Source organism: Citrobacter sp. Cpo090 (assembly GCF_030332665.1).
GTDB lineage: Bacteria > Pseudomonadota > Gammaproteobacteria > Enterobacterales > Enterobacteriaceae > Citrobacter > Citrobacter portucalensis.
This window is the reverse complement of the sequence record NZ_JAOWHK010000031.1, coordinates 12,463-30,943: the sequence shown is the minus strand read 5'-3', so window position 1 is coordinate 30,943 and position 18,481 is coordinate 12,463. Positions and strand designations below refer to the sequence as shown.

At 52.2% G+C, this 18,481-nt stretch carries 14 protein-coding genes; all 14 read left to right on the top strand.

Annotated features, from left to right (window positions below):
- Window positions 1-161: 161 nt before the first annotated feature.
- Window positions 162-1,358 (top strand): 1-deoxy-D-xylulose-5-phosphate reductoisomerase, encoded by a 1,197-nt coding sequence (gene ispC / locus OGY83_RS15160; protein ID WP_286636224.1) that lies wholly within the window; start codon window positions 162-164, stop codon window positions 1,356-1,358.
- A 187-nt stretch (window positions 1,359-1,545) separates the two neighbouring features.
- Window positions 1,546-2,304 (top strand): (2E,6E)-farnesyl-diphosphate-specific ditrans,polycis-undecaprenyl-diphosphate synthase, encoded by a 759-nt coding sequence (gene ispU / locus OGY83_RS15155; RefSeq protein ID WP_008786266.1) that lies wholly within the window; start codon window positions 1,546-1,548, stop codon window positions 2,302-2,304.
- A 12-nt stretch (window positions 2,305-2,316) separates the two neighbouring features.
- Window positions 2,317-3,174 (top strand): phosphatidate cytidylyltransferase, encoded by an 858-nt coding sequence (gene cdsA, locus OGY83_RS15150; protein ID WP_038637406.1) that lies wholly within the window; start codon window positions 2,317-2,319, stop codon window positions 3,172-3,174.
- A gap of 11 nt (window positions 3,175-3,185) precedes the next feature.
- The gene (gene rseP, locus OGY83_RS15145) at window positions 3,186-4,538 is read left to right on the top strand and encodes a sigma E protease regulator RseP (protein ID WP_286636222.1); all 1,353 of its coding nucleotides are present in this window, start codon (window positions 3,186-3,188) and stop codon (window positions 4,536-4,538) included.
- 29 nt (window positions 4,539-4,567) lie between these two features.
- The gene (gene bamA, locus OGY83_RS15140) at window positions 4,568-6,979 is read left to right on the top strand and encodes an outer membrane protein assembly factor BamA (RefSeq protein WP_003829172.1); all 2,412 of its coding nucleotides are present in this window, start codon (window positions 4,568-4,570) and stop codon (window positions 6,977-6,979) included.
- A 122-nt stretch (window positions 6,980-7,101) separates the two neighbouring features.
- Window positions 7,102-7,587, top strand: a complete 486-nt coding sequence (gene skp / locus OGY83_RS15135) for a molecular chaperone Skp (protein WP_003018533.1) — start codon at window positions 7,102-7,104, stop codon at window positions 7,585-7,587.
- Between the two features lie 3 nt (window positions 7,588-7,590).
- Window positions 7,591-8,616, top strand: coding sequence for a UDP-3-O-(3-hydroxymyristoyl)glucosamine N-acyltransferase (gene lpxD / locus OGY83_RS15130; RefSeq protein WP_016149581.1), 1,026 nt, complete (start codon window positions 7,591-7,593; stop codon window positions 8,614-8,616).
- Window positions 8,617-8,719: 103 nt separating this feature from the next.
- Entirely contained in the window at window positions 8,720-9,175 is a 456-nt protein-coding gene (gene fabZ / locus OGY83_RS15125; protein WP_003018528.1) for a 3-hydroxyacyl-ACP dehydratase FabZ, read from the top strand.
- 3 nt (window positions 9,176-9,178) lie between these two features.
- Window positions 9,179-9,967, top strand: a complete 789-nt coding sequence (lpxA, locus tag OGY83_RS15120; protein WP_003018525.1) for an acyl-ACP--UDP-N-acetylglucosamine O-acyltransferase — start codon at window positions 9,179-9,181, stop codon at window positions 9,965-9,967.
- Entirely contained in the window at window positions 9,967-11,115 is a 1,149-nt protein-coding gene (gene lpxB, locus OGY83_RS15115; RefSeq protein WP_003829168.1) for a lipid-A-disaccharide synthase, read from the top strand. The genes lpxA and lpxB overlap by 1 nt, the downstream gene beginning before the upstream one ends.
- The gene (gene rnhB / locus OGY83_RS15110) at window positions 11,112-11,708 is read left to right on the top strand and encodes a ribonuclease HII (RefSeq protein WP_286636219.1); all 597 of its coding nucleotides are present in this window, start codon (window positions 11,112-11,114) and stop codon (window positions 11,706-11,708) included. Before lpxB ends, rnhB begins: the two co-directional genes overlap by 4 nt.
- A 24-nt stretch (window positions 11,709-11,732) precedes the next feature.
- Window positions 11,733-15,215: a DNA polymerase III subunit alpha gene (gene dnaE / locus OGY83_RS15105; RefSeq protein WP_275398600.1), complete on the top strand. Its 3,483-nt coding sequence runs from the start codon at window positions 11,733-11,735 to the stop codon at window positions 15,213-15,215.
- Between the two features lie 12 nt (window positions 15,216-15,227).
- Window positions 15,228-16,187, top strand: coding sequence for an acetyl-CoA carboxylase carboxyl transferase subunit alpha (accA, locus tag OGY83_RS15100; RefSeq protein ID WP_079937029.1), 960 nt, complete (start codon window positions 15,228-15,230; stop codon window positions 16,185-16,187).
- Between the two features lie 99 nt (window positions 16,188-16,286).
- Window positions 16,287-18,425 carry a lysine decarboxylase LdcC gene (ldcC, locus tag OGY83_RS15095; RefSeq protein WP_286636217.1) on the top strand — a complete coding sequence of 713 codons (2,139 nt, stop codon included), beginning with the start codon at window positions 16,287-16,289 and terminating at the stop codon, window positions 18,423-18,425.
- Window positions 18,426-18,481 lie beyond the last annotated feature (56 nt).

Sequence of the window (18,481 nt, the reverse complement as noted above, 5' to 3'; positions counted from 1 at the left end):
CGCTTAGAAGGCCTGAGAAGGCTGGATGGCGGCGTTTTGCTTTTTTCTGTCTACATACTCTAAATAATTCAAGTTGCAGGAAGGCGGCGACGCCAAAGGCCGAGTAAAGCCAACGTACATGCAACTTGAAGTATGACGAGTAAAATTCTTCTGGATGTCCGATGAAGCAATTAACCATCCTGGGATCAACCGGTTCTATTGGTTGCAGTACGCTGGATGTAGTACGCCATAACCCGGAAAAATTTCGTGTTGCTGCGTTGGTGGCGGGTAAAAATGTTGCCCGTATGGTAGAGCAATGCCTGGAGTTTGTGCCTCGCTATGCGGTAATGGACGATGAAAAAAGCGCGGCACAGGTAAAAGCCGCTCTTTTGGCACAGGGTAGCCGTACCGAGGTTATGAGCGGGCAGCAGGCTGCCTGTGATATGGCTGCGCTGGATGATGTTGATCAGGTCATGGCGGCGATTGTCGGCGCAGCGGGCTTGCTGCCGACGCTGGCGGCAATTCGTGCGAGCAAAAGCATTTTGCTGGCAAATAAAGAATCTCTGGTGACCTGCGGTCGTCTGTTTATGGACGACGTGAAACGCCATAAAGCGCAGCTTTTGCCGGTAGATAGCGAGCATAACGCGATTTTTCAGAGTTTACCGCAACCTATCCAACACAATCTGGGATACGCTGACCTTGAGCAAAACGGCGTCATGTCAGTTCTGCTTACCGGGTCTGGTGGCCCATTCCGTGAGACGCCATTGCGCGATCTGGTCTCTATGACCCCCGATCAGGCATGTCGTCATCCGAATTGGTCGATGGGACGAAAAATCTCTGTCGATTCCGCCACCATGATGAACAAAGGTCTGGAATACATTGAAGCGCGTTGGTTATTTAATGCCAGTGCAAGCCAGATGGAAGTGCTGATTCACCCGCAGTCGGTTATTCATTCGATGGTTCGTTATCAGGATGGTAGTGTTCTGGCACAGTTGGGTGAACCTGATATGCGTACACCTATTGCCCATACCATGGCATGGCCAGAACGAGTGACGTCCGGTGTTAAGCCTGTCGACTTTTGCAAACTCAGTGCGTTGACGTTTTCCGCACCTGATTACCAGCGTTATCCATGCCTGAAACTGGCGATGGACGCGTTTGAGCAAGGGCAGGCGGCAACGACCGCACTCAATGCCGCGAATGAAATTACCGTTGCCGCATTCCTGGCGCAGCAGATCCGATTTACCGATATTGCTGACCTGAATTTATCCGTGCTGGATAAGATGGATTTGCAGGAGCCGCAGAGCGTTGATGACGTGCTGAAGGTTGATGCTCTCGCGCGGGACGTCGCCCGAAAAGAAGTGATGCGACTCTCAAGCTGATGATAATCCCTCTACGGAGAATCGTGCTATTTGTTAGCGTTGGGCTTCGGTGATATAGTCTGCGCCACTCGATCGCGGGTATTTGCTTTTTTTCGGTCGGGTAAGCCGTGGTTTGACACGGCTTTTTTGTGGATGGGCTTCAGTATTCCTGAGTACCGTAAATCCTTTCAGGGACTAATAACGCGTTATGTTGTCTGCAACTAAACCATTAAGCGAAAATTTGCCAGCACATGGTTGTCGCCATGTCGCAATTATCATGGATGGCAATGGCCGCTGGGCGAAAAAGCAAGGGAAGATTCGCGCCTTTGGGCATAAGGCCGGAGCAAAATCCGTCCGCCGGGCTGTCTCCTTTGCTGCCAATAACGGTATTGATGCGTTAACGCTGTATGCCTTTAGCAGTGAGAACTGGAACCGACCTGCGCAGGAAGTAAGTGCGTTAATGGAACTGTTTGTGTGGGCACTTGATAGCGAAGTGAAAAACCTACATCGCCATAACGTACGTCTGCGTATTATCGGGGATATCAGTCGATTTAACTCACGTTTGCAAGAACGGATTCGCAAATCAGAAGCGATTACCGCCCAGAATACCGGGTTGACGCTGAATATTGCAGCGAATTACGGTGGACGGTGGGATATTGTCCAGGGAGTCAGGCAACTGGCACAACAGGTGCAGGACGGTGTGCTGCATCCTGAGCAAATCGATGAAGAGATGCTCGGACAGCAAATTTGTATGCATGAACTGGCTCCTGTGGATTTAGTGATAAGGACTGGGGGAGAGCACCGAATTAGTAATTTTCTGTTGTGGCAAATTGCCTATGCCGAACTTTACTTTACCGATGTTCTCTGGCCCGATTTCGATGAACAAGACTTTGAAGGTGCGCTGCATGCCTTTGCTAATCGTGAGCGTCGTTTCGGCGGCACCGAGCCCGGTGATGAAAAAGCCTGATGGGGGTCGCTTTTGCTGAAGTATCGCCTGATTTCTGCTTTTGTTTTAATACCCGTTGTCATCGCGGCGCTGTTTTTGCTGCCGCCGGTGGGGTTCGCCATTGTTACGTTGGTCGTCTGTATGTTGGCCGCTTGGGAATGGGGACAGTTAAGCGGTTTTACCACGCGTACGCAGCGAGTCTGGCTGGCGGTTTTGTGCGGGCTATTGCTGGCACTGATGCTATTTTTACTGCCAGAATACCATCGCAATATCCATCAACCGTTGGTTGAAGTATCGCTGTGGGCGTCGCTGGGCTGGTGGATCGTGGCGCTGTTACTGGTATTGTTTTATCCAGGTTCTGCGTCGGTCTGGCGTAATTCCAAAACATTACGCATAATTTTCGGCGTGTTAACCATTGTCCCGTTCTTTTGGGGAATGCTGGCGCTACGTGCATGGCACTATGATGAGAATCATTATAGTGGCGCGCTATGGCTGCTGTATGTCATGATCCTCGTTTGGGGAGCGGATTCAGGTGCGTATATGTTTGGTAAGCTGTTTGGCAAACATAAGCTGGCACCGAAGGTTTCTCCTGGTAAAACCTGGCAGGGTTTTATTGGCGGACTCGCCACTGCGGCCGTGATCTCATGGGGTTATGGCATGTGGGCGAATCTTGAAGTTGCGCCTGTCACCTTGCTCATTTGCTCCATCGTTGCAGCCCTGGCCTCCGTGCTGGGTGACCTGACCGAGAGTATGTTTAAGCGTGAAGCAGGTATTAAGGACAGTGGTCACTTAATTCCAGGACACGGCGGTATTCTGGATCGTATTGATAGCCTGACGGCTGCGGTACCGGTCTTTGCCTGCCTGTTGTTACTGGTATTCAGGACGCTCTAACGGATGGTCTTATGCTGAGTATTCTCTGGAATTTGGCTGCATTCATCATCGCACTTGGTGTGCTTATCACCGTGCATGAATTTGGTCATTTCTGGGTTGCACGGCGCTGCGGAGTCCGCGTCGAACGCTTTTCCATTGGCTTTGGAAAAGCGCTTTGGCGGCGTACCGATAAATCGGGTACGGAATACGTCATCGCCCTGATTCCCCTCGGCGGTTACGTCAAAATGCTGGATGAGCGCGCTGAACCGGTCGCACCGGAATTGCGCCATTACGCCTTCAACAATAAAACGGTTGGACAACGCGCAGCCATCATTGCCGCAGGTCCGATTGCAAACTTCCTTTTTGCTATTTTCGCTTACTGGTTGGTGTTTATCATCGGTGTCCCTGGCGTTCGTCCGGTTGTTGGTGAAATAACACCCAACTCGATTGCCGCACAGGCGCAAATTCAGCCGGGTACGGAACTAAAAGCGGTTGATGGCATCGAAACCCCTGATTGGGATGCCGTGCGATTGCAGCTGGTATCCAAAATTGGCGATGAGCATACGATCCTCAGCGTGGCGCAGTTTGGTAGCAATCAGCGGCAGGACAAAACGCTGGATTTACGCCATTGGGCATTTGAACCAGACAAAGAGGATCCTGTCTCTAGTTTGGGCATGCGTCCGCGCGGTCCGCAGATTGAACCGGTGCTGTCAGAAGTGCAGGTTAACTCCGCTGCAAGTACGGCAGGTTTGCAAGCTGGCGACAGGATCGTTAAAGTCAATGGTCAGTCGCTGACGCAATGGATGACGTTCGTGACGCTGGTGCGCGATAATCCGGATAAGCCGTTAGCGCTAGATATTGAAAGGCAAGGAAGTTCCTTATCTTTAACGTTAACCCCAGATTCAAAACAGGTTAACGGGAAGGCAGAAGGTTTTGCGGGCGTGGTGCCTAAAGTTATTCCTCTGCCTGATGAGTATAAGACTGTACGCCAGTATGGGCCATTCAGCGCCATCCTCGAAGCCTCGGATAAAACGTGGCAGTTGATGAAGCTGACGGTCAGTATGCTGGGAAAATTGATTACCGGTGATGTAAAACTGAACAACCTCAGTGGGCCGATTTCTATCGCCCAGGGGGCTGGGATGTCAGCGGAGTTCGGGATTATTTATTACCTGATGTTCCTTGCGCTTATCAGCGTGAACTTAGGGATAATCAACCTGTTTCCGTTGCCCGTTCTTGACGGGGGGCATCTGCTGTTCCTGGCGATTGAAAAGCTGAAGGGCGGTCCGGTATCCGAGCGGGTTCAAGACTTTAGTTATCGCATTGGCTCTATCTTGCTGGTGTTGTTAATGGGGCTTGCACTTTTCAATGATTTCTCTCGGTTGTAAGAGAGTGTTAGGAAGAACGCATAATAACGATGGCGATGAAAAAGTTGCTCATAGCGTCGCTGCTGTTTAGCAGCGCCACCGTATACGGTGCTGAAGGGTTCGTAGTGAAGGACATTCATTTCGAAGGCCTACAGCGAGTCGCCGTTGGTGCGGCTCTCCTCAGTATGCCGGTGCGCACAGGCGACACGGTTAATGATGAAGACATCAGTAATACCATTCGTGCTCTGTTCGCCACCGGTAACTTTGAGGATGTCCGCGTCCTGCGCGATGGTGATACCCTTCTGGTTCAGGTAAAAGAACGTCCGACGATTGCCAGCATCACTTTCTCCGGTAACAAATCGGTGAAAGATGACATGCTGAAGCAAAACCTCGAGGCGTCTGGCGTGCGTGTTGGCGAGTCTCTGGATCGCACAACGCTTGCCGATATCGAAAAGGGCCTGGAAGATTTCTACTATAGCGTCGGTAAGTACAGCGCCAGTGTGAAAGCGGTGGTGACGCCGTTGCCGCGTAACCGTGTTGACCTCAAGCTGGTCTTCCAGGAAGGTGTTTCGGCGAAGATCCAACAGATCAATATCGTCGGCAACCATGCCTTCTCAACTGACGAACTTATCTCTCACTTCCAGTTGCGTGACGAAGTGCCGTGGTGGAACGTGGTAGGCGATCGTAAATACCAGAAACAGAAGCTGGCGGGCGATCTTGAAACCCTGCGCAGCTACTATCTGGATCGCGGTTATGCTCGCTTCAATATTGATTCCACTCAGGTCAGCCTGACGCCGGATAAAAAAGGCATCTACATCACCGTTAACATCACTGAAGGCGAGCAGTACAAGCTTTCTGGGGTTCAGGTAAGCGGTAACCTGGCCGGGCACTCCGCCGAAATTGAGACCCTGACGAAGATCGAGCCAGGTGAACTCTATAACGGCACCAAAGTGACCAAAATGGAAGATGACATCAAGAAGCTTCTGGGTCGCTATGGCTATGCCTATCCGCGCGTTCAGTCGCAGCCTGAAATCAACGACGCTGACAAAACCGTTAAATTGCGTGTAAACGTGGATGCGGGTAACCGTTTCTATGTGCGTAAGATCCGTTTTGAAGGTAACGACACTTCTAAAGACTCCGTTCTGCGTCGCGAAATGCGTCAGATGGAAGGCGCATGGTTGGGCAGCGATCTTGTCGACCAGGGTAAAGAGCGTCTGAACCGTCTGGGTTACTTTGAAACCGTTGATACTGATACTCAGCGTGTTCCGGGCCGCCCGGATCAGGTTGATGTAGTCTACAAGGTTAAAGAGCGTAACACCGGTAGCTTTAACTTCGGCGTCGGTTACGGTACCGAGAGCGGCGTGAGCTTCCAGGCTGGCGTTCAGCAGGATAACTGGTTAGGTACCGGTTATTCTGTCGGGATTAACGGCACCAAAAACGATTACCAGACCTATACTGAGTTGTCTGTCACTAACCCGTACTTCACCGTTGATGGTGTGAGCCTTGGTGGCCGCGTCTTCTATAACGACTTTGAAGCGGATGATGCAGACCTGTCCGACTATACCAACAAAAGTTATGGTACAGACGTGACGCTGGGCTTCCCGGTCAACGAATACAACACGTTGCGCGCGGGCCTGGGTTATGTACATAACAAACTGTCCAATATGCAGCCGCAGATCGCAATGGATCGTTATCTTGAGTCGATGGGACAATCCGCTGATACCAGCAGTTTTGCCGCTGATGATTTCACCTTTAACTACGGTTGGACATACAACAAGTTAGACCGTGGTTATTTCCCGACAGACGGTTCGCGTGTCAACCTGAACGGTAAAGTCACCATTCCGGGTTCTGACAACGAATACTACAAACTGTCGATGGATACCGCGACCTATATGCCGATCGATGACGACCACAAGTGGGTTGTTCTGGGTCGTACCAAGGTAGGTTATGGGGATGGCATTGGCAGCAAAGAGATGCCGTTTTACGAGAACTTCTACGCCGGTGGTTCCAGTACCGTGCGTGGCTTCCAGTCCAACACCATTGGTCCGAAAGCGGTCTATAAAAAGGGTGCTAGCACAGACTGGAATGACGGCGATAACGAAGAATGTACTCAGGATTCAGGCTGTAAATCAGATGATGCGGTAGGTGGTAACGCCATGGCTGTCGCCAGCCTGGAATTTATTACCCCGACGCCGTTTATCAGCGATAAGTATGCTAACTCGGTCCGTACTTCCTTCTTCTGGGATATGGGTACCGTTTGGGATACTAACTGGGATCCGTCATCTGCGCCGTCGGATGTGCCGGACTATAGTGATCCGAGCAATATCCGTATGTCAGCGGGTATCGCGTTACAATGGATGTCCCCATTGGGGCCGTTGGTTTTCTCCTACGCCCAGCCGTTCAAGAAGTACGATGGAGACAAAGCGGAACAGTTCCAGTTTAACATTGGTAAAACCTGGTAACTGTTCTTCGCAAAGGAATGTAGTGGTAGTGTAGCGATGACTTTAGGCGATCTTGCATGGGATCGCCTGGCCACGCAAAGAACTGCACCTTCGGGTGCAAATGGGATGGTAAGGAGTTAATTGTGAAAAAGTGGTTATTAGCTGCAGGTCTCGGTTTAGCGATGGCAACGTCCGCACAGGCTGCTGACAAAATTGCAATCGTCAATATGGGTAGCCTGTTCCAACAGGTTGCACAGAAGACGGGTGTTTCTGCTACGCTGGAAAACGAGTTCAAAGGCCGTGCCAGCGAACTGCAGCGTATGGAATCCGATCTGCAATCTAAAATGCAGCGTCTGCAATCAATGAAAGCGGGTAGCGATCGTACCAAGCTGGAAAAAGACGTTATGGCTCAGCGCCAGACTTTCTCTCAGAAAGCTCAGGCTTTCGAGCAGGATCGTGCACGTCGTTCCAACGAAGAACGTGGCAAACTGGTTACTCGTATCCAGACAGCTGTGAAATCTGTCGCCAGCAGCCAGAGCATTGATCTGGTCGTTGACGCAAACACCGTTGCATACAACAGCAGCGATGTAAAAGACATCACCGCTGACGTACTGAAACAGGTTAAATAAGTAATGCCTTCAATTCGACTGGCTGATTTAGCAGAGCAGTTGGATGCAGAATTACACGGTGATGGCGATATCGTCATCACCGGCGTAGCGTCCATGCAATCTGCGCAAACTGGCAATATCACGTTCATGGTGAATCCTAAGTACCGTGAACATTTAGGCGTATGCCAGGCTTCTGCCGTAGTAATGACGCAGGACGATCTTCCTTTTGCTAAGAGTGCGGCGCTGGTAGTGAAGAATCCCTACCTGACCTATGCACGTATGGCGCAAATTTTAGATACCACGCCTCAGCCTGCACAGAACATTGCACCGAGTGCAGTGATCGATGCAACGGCGAAGCTGGGTAGTAATGTCTCTGTGGGCGCAAATGCGGTCATTGAGTCTGGCGTAGAACTGGGTGATAACGTCGTTATCGGCGCAGGCTGCTTCGTCGGAAAAAATACCAAAATCGGTGCAGGTTCACGCTTGTGGGCGAATGTGACGATTTACCACGACATCCAGATCGGTGAAAATTGTCTGATCCAGTCAAGCACTGTCGTTGGATCTGATGGATTTGGTTACGCGAACGATCGCGGTAACTGGGTGAAGATCCCGCAGCTTGGTCGCGTGATTATCGGCGATCGCGTCGAGATCGGCGCTTGTACCACCATTGACCGTGGTGCTCTGGACGATACTGTGATCGGTAATGGTGTTATCATTGATAACCAGTGCCAGATTGCGCATAACGTTGTGATTGGCGACAATACGGCGGTAGCCGGTGGCGTCATTATGGCGGGTAGCCTGAAGATTGGCCGTTACTGCATGATTGGCGGCGCCAGCGTGATCAATGGGCATATGGAAATATGCGACAAAGTCACGGTGACTGGCATGGGTATGGTGATGCGTCCTATCACCGAACCTGGCGTCTATTCCTCAGGCATTCCGCTACAACCCAATAAGGTATGGCGTAAAACAGCTGCACTGGTGATGAATATTGATGATATGAGCAAGCGCCTCAAAGCGATTGAGCGCAAGGTTAATCAACAAGACTAAAGCACCGTTTTTGCATGTCTGACTTTTCGGCCTGTCCCATTCATACGATTGCGACAGGCCGTGTTATTATTGCCTTTTAGTATATTTTGACAGGAAGAGTATTTTGACTACTAACACTCATACTCTGCATATTGAAGAGATTTTAGAACTTCTGCCGCACCGTTTTCCGTTTCTGCTGGTTGACCGCGTGCTGGATTTTGAAGAAGGTCGTTTTCTGCGCGCAGTGAAAAATGTATCCGTTAACGAGCCTTTCTTTCAGGGCCACTTCCCGGGTAAACCTATTTTCCCTGGCGTATTGATTCTGGAAGCGATGGCACAGGCGACCGGTATCCTCGCGTTTAAAAGCGTAGGAAAACTGGAACCAGGCGAACTGTATTATTTCGCGGGTATTGACGAAGCACGCTTTAAGCGTCCTGTCGTGCCTGGCGATCAGATGATCATGGAAGTGACTTTCGAAAAAACGCGCCGTGGCCTGACCCGTTTTAAAGGGGTTGCGCTGGTCGACGGTAAAGTTGTGTGCGAAGCAACGATGATGTGTGCCCGTAGCCGGGAGGCCTGATACGTGATTGATAAATCCGCCTTTATTCACCCGACCGCCATTGTAGAAGAGGGCGCCAGCATTGGTGCCAATGCTCACATTGGCCCATTTTGTATTGTTGGACCCCATGTTGAAATTGGTGAGGGTACCGTACTGAAGTCTCATGTTGTCGTGAATGGCCATACAAAAATTGGTCGCGATAACGAGATCTATCAGTTTGCCTCCATCGGTGAAGTTAACCAGGATCTTAAATATGCTGGCGAACCGACCCGTGTGGAAATTGGCGATCGCAACCGCATCCGCGAAAGCGTCACCATTCATCGTGGCACAGTGCAGGGCGGTGGAGTGACGAAGGTGGGCAGCGATAACTTACTGATGATTAATGCGCACGTCGCGCATGATTGTACGGTAGGCAACCGCTGTATTCTGGCGAATAACGCCACGCTTGCCGGACATGTTTCGCTTGATGATTTTGTTATCATCGGCGGCATGACTGCGGTGCATCAGTTCTGCATCATCGGTGCTCATGTGATGGTTGGCGGCTGTTCTGGTGTAGCCCAGGATGTGCCTCCGTACGTTATCGCCCAGGGCAACCACGCGACGCCGTTTGGCGTCAATATCGAAGGTCTGAAGCGTCGTGGATTCACCCGCGAAGCGATTACTGCGATTCGTAACGCCTACAAAGCGTTGTACCGTAGTGGGAAAACGCTGGAAGAAGTGAAACCAGAAATCGCGGAACTGGCAAAACAGTACCCCGAAGTTCAGGCTTTCAGCGACTTCTTTGAACGCTCAACGCGTGGCCTGATTCGTTAATGACTGAACAGCGTCCTTTAACGATTGCCCTCGTCGCCGGAGAAACCTCCGGCGATATTCTTGGTGCAGGGTTAATCCGTGCACTCAAGGCTCGCGTTCCCAATGCGCGTTTTGTTGGCGTGGCGGGTCCGCTGATGCAGGCCGAAGGCTGTGAAGCCTGGTACGAAATGGAAGAGCTGGCGGTCATGGGCATTGTTGAAGTGCTCGGACGCCTGCGCCGTTTACTGCATATTCGTGCCGACCTCACTCGCCGATTCACCGACTTAAAGCCGGATGTTTTCGTCGGCATTGATGCACCTGATTTCAACATTACCCTCGAAGGGAACTTGAAAAAACAGGGCATTAAAACCATTCATTATGTCAGTCCGTCCGTCTGGGCGTGGCGACAGAAACGCGTTTTCAAAATAGGCAGATCCACCAATATGGTGCTGGCCTTTCTGCCTTTCGAAAAAGCGTTTTATGACAAATTTAACGTCCCGTGCCGCTTTATCGGCCATACCATGGCAGATGCCATGCCGTTGGACCCGGATAAAAATGCGGCTCGTGATGTTCTGGGCATTCCCCATGACGCTCACTGCCTGGCGCTACTGCCAGGAAGCCGTGGTGCAGAAGTGGAGATGCTCAGTGCCGATTTTCTGAAAACGGCGCAGCTATTACGCCAGCATTATCCGGATCTCGAAGTGGTGGTGCCGTTGGTGAATGCCAAACGTCGCGAGCAGTTTGAGCGAATCAAAGCTGAAGTTGCACCGGAGCTTTCTGTTCATCTGCTTAATGGGATGGGACGTGAAGCAATGGTGGCCAGCGATGCCGCACTGCTGGCTTCAGGTACCGCCGCGCTGGAATGTATGCTGGCAAAATGCCCGATGGTGGTTGGCTACCGTATGAAACCCTTCACCTTTTGGCTGGCGAAGCGCCTGGTGAAAACGGATTACGTTTCGCTACCTAACCTGCTGGCGGGAAGAGAACTGGTTAAAGAGCTGTTGCAGGAAGAGTGTGAACCGCAGGCGCTGTCGCAAGCGCTGTTGCCGTTGCTGGCGAATGGTAAAACCAGCCATGCGATGCACGACACATTCCGTGAACTGCACCAGCAGATCCGTTGCAATGCCGATGAGCAGGCGGCGGATGCGGTCCTGGAGTTAGCGCAATGATTGAATTTGTGTATCCGCATACGCATTTAGTGGCGGGTGTGGATGAAGTCGGGCGCGGCCCATTGGTTGGCGCAGTCGTCACTGCTGCCGTCATTCTGGATCCGGCTCGCCCTATTATCGGTCTTAACGACTCAAAAAAACTGTCAGAAAAACGTCGCCTGGCGCTGTTTGATGAAATTAAAGAAAAAGCGTTAAGCTGGAGCCTTGGTCGGGCGGAACCGCATGAAATCGACGAGCTGAACATTTTGCATGCCACCATGCTGGCCATGCAGCGTGCTGTTGCGGGTCTGCATATTGTGCCCGAATACGTGTTGATTGACGGCAATCGTTGCCCGGCATTACCGATGCCATCAATGGCGGTGGTCAAAGGTGATAGCCGCGTGGCGGAGATTAGCGCCGCATCGATTCTGGCAAAAGTGACCCGTGACGCTGAAATGGCGGCGCTGGATACGGTTTTTCCACAGTATGGTTTTGCAAAGCACAAAGGTTATCCAACCGCATTTCATCTGGAAAAATTGGCACTGCATGGTGCGACTGAGCACCATCGCCGCAGCTTTGGCCCCGTCAAACGCGCACTGGGACTCTCGTCCTGATTCTTGTGTCGAAGGAATCTGAAGATGTCTGAACCACGTTTCGTCCACCTACGGGTGCACAGCGACTACTCCATGATCGATGGGCTGGCGAAAACCGGGCCGCTGGTGAAAAAGGCGGCCGCGTTAGGCATGCCTGCGCTGGCGATCACCGATTTTACCAACCTGTGTGGTCTGGTGAAGTTTTACGGAGCGGGTCACGGTGCGGGTATTAAGCCGATAGTTGGCGCAGATTTTCATGTCCGCAGTGAGCTGTTGGGCGATGAACTCGCGCAGCTCACCGTGCTGGCCGCAAATAATACCGGCTATCAGAACCTGACGTTGTTGATTTCGAAAGCCTATCAGCGCGGTTATGGCGCAGAAGGACCGGTTATCGACCGGGATTGGTTGGTCGAGCTAAAAGAAGGTTTGATTTTGCTCTCCGGCGGTCGCATGGGCGATGTCGGACGCAGCCTGCTGCGCGGTAATAGCGCACTGGTTGACGAGTGCGTGGCGTTTTACGAAGAACATTTTCCCAATTGCTATTTCCTCGAACTGATTCGCACCGGCAGGCAAGATGAAGAAAATTATCTGCACGCAGCCGTAGCACTGGCCGAAACGCGTGGTCTACCGGTGGTAGCGACTAACGATGTCCGCTTCCTGGAAACCGGAGATTTCGATGCGCATGAAATCCGCGTAGCGATTCACGACGGGTTCACCCTTGATGACCCGAAACGCCCGCGTAACTATTCGCCGCAGCAGTACATGCGTAGCGAAGATGAGATGTGCGAGCTGTTCTCCGATATTCCGGAAGCATTGCAAAACACCGTCGAGATAGCCAAACGCTGCAACGTGACGGTGCGTCTGGGCGAATACTTCCTGCCGCAGTTCCCGACCGGCGATATGACCACCGAGGATTTCCTCGTGGCGAAATCACGCGAAGGGCTGGAAGAACGTCTCGAATTTTTGTTCCCTGACCCTGAAGTTCGTGCGCAGAAGCGCCCACCTTACGATGAACGTCTGGAAGTTGAACTTAAAGTTATCAACCAGATGGGATTCCCGGGCTACTTCCTGATCGTTATGGAATTTATCCAGTGGTCGAAAGATAACGGCGTACCGGTAGGACCGGGACGTGGTTCCGGCGCAGGCTCACTTGTCGCCTATGCGCTGAAAATTACCGATCTCGACCCGCTGGAATTTGACCTGCTGTTCGAACGTTTCCTTAACCCGGAACGTGTCTCAATGCCCGACTTCGACGTTGACTTCTGTATGGAGAAACGCGACCAGGTCATCGAGCACGTAGCAGAAATGTACGGTCGTGATGCGGTTTCGCAGATTATTACCTTTGGTACGATGGCTGCAAAAGCGGTTATCCGCGACGTGGGCCGCGTGCTGGGGCATCCGTACGGTTTCGTTGACCGTATTTCGAAACTGGTGCCGCCCGATCCGGGCATGACGCTGGCCAAAGCCTTTGAAGCCGAACCCCAACTGCCGGAAATCTATGAGGCAGATGAAGAGGTTAAAGCGCTGATCGATATGGCGCGTAAGCTGGAAGGCGTCACGCGTAACGCCGGTAAGCACGCCGGTGGTGTGGTTATCGCACCGACAAAAATTACTGATTTTGCGCCGCTGTACTGTGATGAACAGGGGCTGCACCCGGTTACTCAGTTTGATAAGAACGACGTGGAATATGCCGGTCTTGTGAAGTTCGACTTCCTCGGCCTGCGTACGCTCACCATCATCAACTGGGCGCTGGAAATGATCAACGCGCGCCGTGAAAAGAACGGTGAGCCACCGCTGGATATTGCGGCTATCCCGCTGGATGACAAGAAAAGCTTCGATATGCTGCAACGCTCGGAGACCACGGCGGTCTTCCAGCTTGAATCCCGTGGCATGAAAGACCTGATCAAACGTCTGCAGCCTGACTGCTTCGAGGACATGATCGCTCTGGTGGCTCTGTTCCGCCCTGGTCCGCTACAGTCGGGGATGGTAGATAACTTTATCGACCGTAAGCATGGTCGCGAAGAGATTTCCTACCCGGACGTACAATGGCAGCATGAGTGTCTGAAACCGGTACTGGAGCCGACCTACGGCATTATCCTGTATCAGGAACAGGTTATGCAGATTGCCCAGGAGCTGTCCGGATACACCCTTGGCGGCGCGGATATGCTGCGTCGTGCGATGGGTAAGAAAAAGCCGGAAGAGATGGCTAAGCAGCGCGGCACCTTTGAAGAAGGGGCGAAAAAGCGCGGCGTCGATGGCGAACTGGCAATGAAAATCTTTGACCTGGTGGAGAAATTCGCCGGTTATGGATTTAACAAATCGCACTCCGCTGCCTATGCACTGGTCTCTTACCAGACGCTGTGGCTGAAGGCGCATTATCCTGCTGAGTTTATGGCGGCGGTAATGACCGCCGATATGGATAACACTGAGAAAGTGGTCGGGCTGGTAGATGAATGCTGGCGTATGGGGCTCAAAATCCTGCCGCCGGATATCAACTCCGGGCTTTATCATTTTCACGTGAATGATGATGGCGAGATTGTTTATGGCATCGGCGCGATAAAAGGCGTGGGTGAAGGGCCAATTGAAGCTATTATTGAGGCGCGTAACGAAGGCGGTTACTTCCGCGAGCTATTTGATCTCTGTGCACGCACGGATATCAAAAAACTTAACCGCCGGGTGCTGGAAAAGCTAATCATGTCCGGGGCGTTTGATCGCCTTGGCCCGCATCGCGCGGCGTTGATGAATTCGCTCAACGACGCGCTCAAAGCCGCCGATCAGCATGCAAAAGCCGAAGCTATTGGTCAGGCCGATATGTTTGGCGTGCTGGCGGAAGAACCGGAGCAAATTGAACAATCCTATGCCAGCTGCCAACCGTGGCCGGAGCAGGTGGTATTAGATGGTGAGCGTGAAACGTTAGGGCTTTACCTGACGGGACACCCCATCAACCAGTATTTAAAAGAAATTGAGCGCTATGTCGGAGGCTACAGGCTGAAAGACATGCATCCGACAGAACGTGGTAAAGTCACCACGGCTGCGGGGCTCGTCATTGCTGCGCGGGTAATGGTCACCAAGCGCGGCAATCGTATCGGCATCTGTACACTGGATGACCGTTCCGGACGTCTGGAAGTTATGTTGTTTACCGATGCTCTGGATAAATACCAGCAATTGCTGGAAAAAGACCGCATACTTATCGTCAGCGGACAGGTCAGCTTTGATGACTTCAGCGGCGGGCTTAAAATGATGGCCCGTGAAGTCATGGATATTGACGAAGCCCGGGAAAAATATGCTCGCGGGCTTGCTATCTCGCTGACGGACAGGCAAATTGATGACCAGCTTTTAAACCGACTCCGTCAGTCTCTGGAACCCCACCGCTCGGGGACAATTCCAGTACATCTCTACTATCAGAGGGCGGATGCACGTGCGCGGTTGCGTTTTGGCGCGACGTGGCGTGTCTCTCCGAGCGATCGTTTGCTAAACGATCTCCGCGGCCTTATTGGTTCGGAGCAGGTGGAACTGGAGTTTGACTAATACAGGAATACTATGAGTCTGAATTTCCTTGATTTTGAACAGCCGATTGCAGAGCTGGAAGCAAAAATCGATTCTTTGACTGCGGTTAGCCGTCAGGATGAGAAACTGGATATTAACATCGATGAAGAAGTGCATCGCCTGCGTGAAAAAAGCGTAGAACTGACGCGTAAAATCTTCGCCGATCTTGGCGCATGGCAGGTAGCCCAACTGGCGCGCCATCCACAGCGTCCGTACACCCTGGATTATGTCCGCCTGGCGTTTGATGAATTTGATGAGCTGGCGGGCGATCGTGCCTATGCGGACGATAAAGCTATTGTCGGCGGTATCGCGCGTCTGGATGGCCGTCCGGTGATGATCATTGGTCATCAGAAAGGCCGTGAGACCAAAGAAAAAATTCGCCGTAATTTCGGCATGCCAGCCCCGGAAGGCTATCGCAAAGCGCTGCGCCTGATGGAAATGGCCGAGCGTTTCAACATGCCGATCATTACCTTCATCGATACCCCAGGGGCTTACCCGGGCGTGGGCGCGGAAGAGCGTGGTCAGTCTGAAGCGATCGCGCGCAACTTGCGTGAAATGTCGCGTCTGAGCGTACCGGTAATCTGCACTGTTATCGGTGAAGGTGGTTCCGGCGGCGCGCTGGCGATCGGCGTAGGCGATAAAGTGAATATGCTGCAATACAGCACCTATTCCGTTATTTCCCCGGAAGGTTGTGCCTCCATTCTGTGGAAAAGCGCCGACAAAGCGCCGCTGGCCGCAGAAGCGATGGGAATTGTTGCCCCGCGTCTGAAAGAGCTGAAGCTTATCGACTCTATCATCCCGGAACCGCTGGGCGGCGCGCACCGCAACCCGGAAGTGATGGCTGCGTCCCTGAAGGCACAATTGCTGGCCGATCTCGCCGATCTCGACGTGTTAAGCAAAGAAGATTTGAAAAACCGTCGTTACCAGCGTCTGATGAGCTACGGTTACGCGTAAACTGCATTAATTCTGAAAAGGGCCACAATGCTGTGGCCCTTTTTTTTACCTGCGGTTTGGCCAGGCTATGATTAACTAAGGTTTTTCCAGGAGGAACGCATGAATATCATTGCCATCATGGGACCGCATGGCGTCTTTTATAAAGATGAGCCCATCAAGGAACTTGAGCGTGCGCTGCAACAGCAGGGGTTTCAGATTATCTGGCCGCAGAATAGCGTCGACCTGCTGAAGTTTATCGAACACAACCCGCGAATTTGCGGCGTCATTTTTGACTGGGATGAATACAGTCTGGAGCTGTGCAGTGACATCAACCAGCTCAACGAGTATCTCCCGCTCTACGCCTTTATTAATACCCATTCGACGATGGATGTCAGCGCACACGACCTGCGTATGGCGCTGTGGTTTTTTGAGTATGCGCTGGGTCAGTCTGAAGACATTGCCACCCGCATTCGCCAGTACACCAGCGAATACCTCGATAACATCACGCCCCCTTTCACCAAAGCGCTGTTTACCTATGTGAAGGAAGGGAAGTATACCTTCTGTACGCCAGGACATATGGCGGGAACGGCGTACCAGAAAAGTCCGGTCGGCTGCCTTTTCTATGATTTCTTTGGCGGCAATACGCTGAAGGCTGACGTGTCCATTTCCGTGACCGAGCTTGGCTCATTGCTTGATCATACCGGTCCGCATCTGGAAGCGGAGGAGTATATCGCGCGTACTTTTGGTTCAGAGCAGAGCTATATGGTGACCAACGGCACCTCGACGTCGAACAAGATTGTCGGTATGTATGCTGCGCCTGCAGGCAGTACGCTACTGATTGACCGCAACTGCCATAAGTCACTGGCGCATTTGCTGATGATGAGCGATGTGGTGCCAATCTGGCTGAAGCCTACGCGTAACGCGCTGGGGATCCTCGGTGGTATACCCCGTCGGGAATTTACCCGCGCAAGTATTGAACACAAGGTAGAAGAGACGACTCAGGCGCAATGGCCGGTACACGCGGTGATCACTAACTCCACCTATGACGGACTGCTGTATAACACCAACTGGATCAAGCAAACCCTGGATGTGCCCTCCATCCATTTTGATTCAGCCTGGGTGCCGTATACCCATTTTCATCCGATCTATCAGGGGAAAAGCGGGATGAGCGGTGAACGGGTACCGGGAAAGGTGATTTTTGAAACCCAGTCCACCCACAAGATGCTGGCTGCGTTGTCACAGGCTTCGCTGATCCACATTAAGGGCGACTATGACGAAGACACGTTCAACGAAGCCTTTATGATGCACACCTCCACGTCTCCGAGCTATCCGATTGTGGCGTCGATAGAAACGGCGGCGGCAATGCTGCGTGGCAATTCCGGCAAGCGGTTAATCAATCGTTCGGTGGAGCGGGCGCTGCATTTCCGGAAAGAAGTGCAGCGTCTGCGTGAAGAGTCGGATGGCTGGTTCTTTGATATCTGGCAACCGGAAAAAGTCGATGAAGCAGAATGTTGGCCGGTAGCGCCAGGTGAAGACTGGCACGGATTTGTTGATGCTGATGCCGATCACATGTTCCTCGACCCGGTTAAGGTCACTATTCTGACGCCGGGGATGGATGAACAGGGAAATATGAGCGAAGAGGGGATCCCTGCGGCGCTGGTGGCGAAATTCCTTGATGAACGCGGCGTCGTAGTCGAGAAAACGGGACCGTATAACCTGTTGTTCCTGTTCAGCATTGGCATTGATAAAACCCGGGCGATGGGGCTGCTGCGTGGCCTGACGGAATTTAAACGCTCGTACGATCTGAATTTACGGGTGAAAAATATGCTGCCGGATCTGTATGCCGAAGATCCTGATTTCTATCGTAATATGCGTATTCAGGATCTGGCGCAGGGGATCCATAAGCTGATCCGCCAGCACGATCTCTCCGGACTGATGCTGCGAGCGTTTGATACCTTGCCGGAAATGAAAATGACACCGCACCAGGCCTGGCAACGGCAGATCAAAGGTGAGGTGGAAACAGTAGCGCTTGATCAACTGGTAGGACGCGTGTCCGCCAATATGATCTTGCCTTATCCTCCCGGCGTGCCGCTCTTGATGCCCGGGGAAATGATCACTGCCAAAAGCCGGGCTGTCCTCGATTTTCTTCTGATGCTGTGTTCAGTGGGGCAGCGCTACCCAGGATTTGAAACCGATATCCATGGCGCTAAACTGGGCGAGGATGGCGTGTATCGCGTGAGAGTCTTAAAAATGGCATAACGACTTGCCTGACCCTAAGACGTACGAGTAACGTTCTGACAGAAAAAATGAAAGAG

What these genes read in the sequence shown, in the direction of transcription:
- ispC (WP_286636224.1), top strand. Translation starts at nt 162, where the DNA reads ATGAAGCAATTAACCATCCTGGGATCAACCGGTTCTATTGGTTGCAGT.
- ispU (WP_008786266.1), top strand. Translation starts at nt 1,546, where the DNA reads ATGTTGTCTGCAACTAAACCATTAAGCGAAAATTTGCCAGCACATGGT.
- rseP (WP_286636222.1), top strand. Translation starts at nt 3,186, where the DNA reads ATGCTGAGTATTCTCTGGAATTTGGCTGCATTCATCATCGCACTTGGT.
- bamA (WP_003829172.1), top strand. Translation starts at nt 4,568, where the DNA reads ATGGCGATGAAAAAGTTGCTCATAGCGTCGCTGCTGTTTAGCAGCGCC.
- lpxD (WP_016149581.1), top strand. Translation starts at nt 7,591, where the DNA reads ATGCCTTCAATTCGACTGGCTGATTTAGCAGAGCAGTTGGATGCAGAA.
- lpxB (WP_003829168.1), top strand. Translation starts at nt 9,967, where the DNA reads ATGACTGAACAGCGTCCTTTAACGATTGCCCTCGTCGCCGGAGAAACC.
- rnhB (WP_286636219.1), top strand. Translation starts at nt 11,112, where the DNA reads ATGATTGAATTTGTGTATCCGCATACGCATTTAGTGGCGGGTGTGGAT.
- dnaE (WP_275398600.1), top strand. Translation starts at nt 11,733, where the DNA reads ATGTCTGAACCACGTTTCGTCCACCTACGGGTGCACAGCGACTACTCC.
- accA (WP_079937029.1), top strand. Translation starts at nt 15,228, where the DNA reads ATGAGTCTGAATTTCCTTGATTTTGAACAGCCGATTGCAGAGCTGGAA.
- ldcC (WP_286636217.1), top strand. Translation starts at nt 16,287, where the DNA reads ATGAATATCATTGCCATCATGGGACCGCATGGCGTCTTTTATAAAGAT.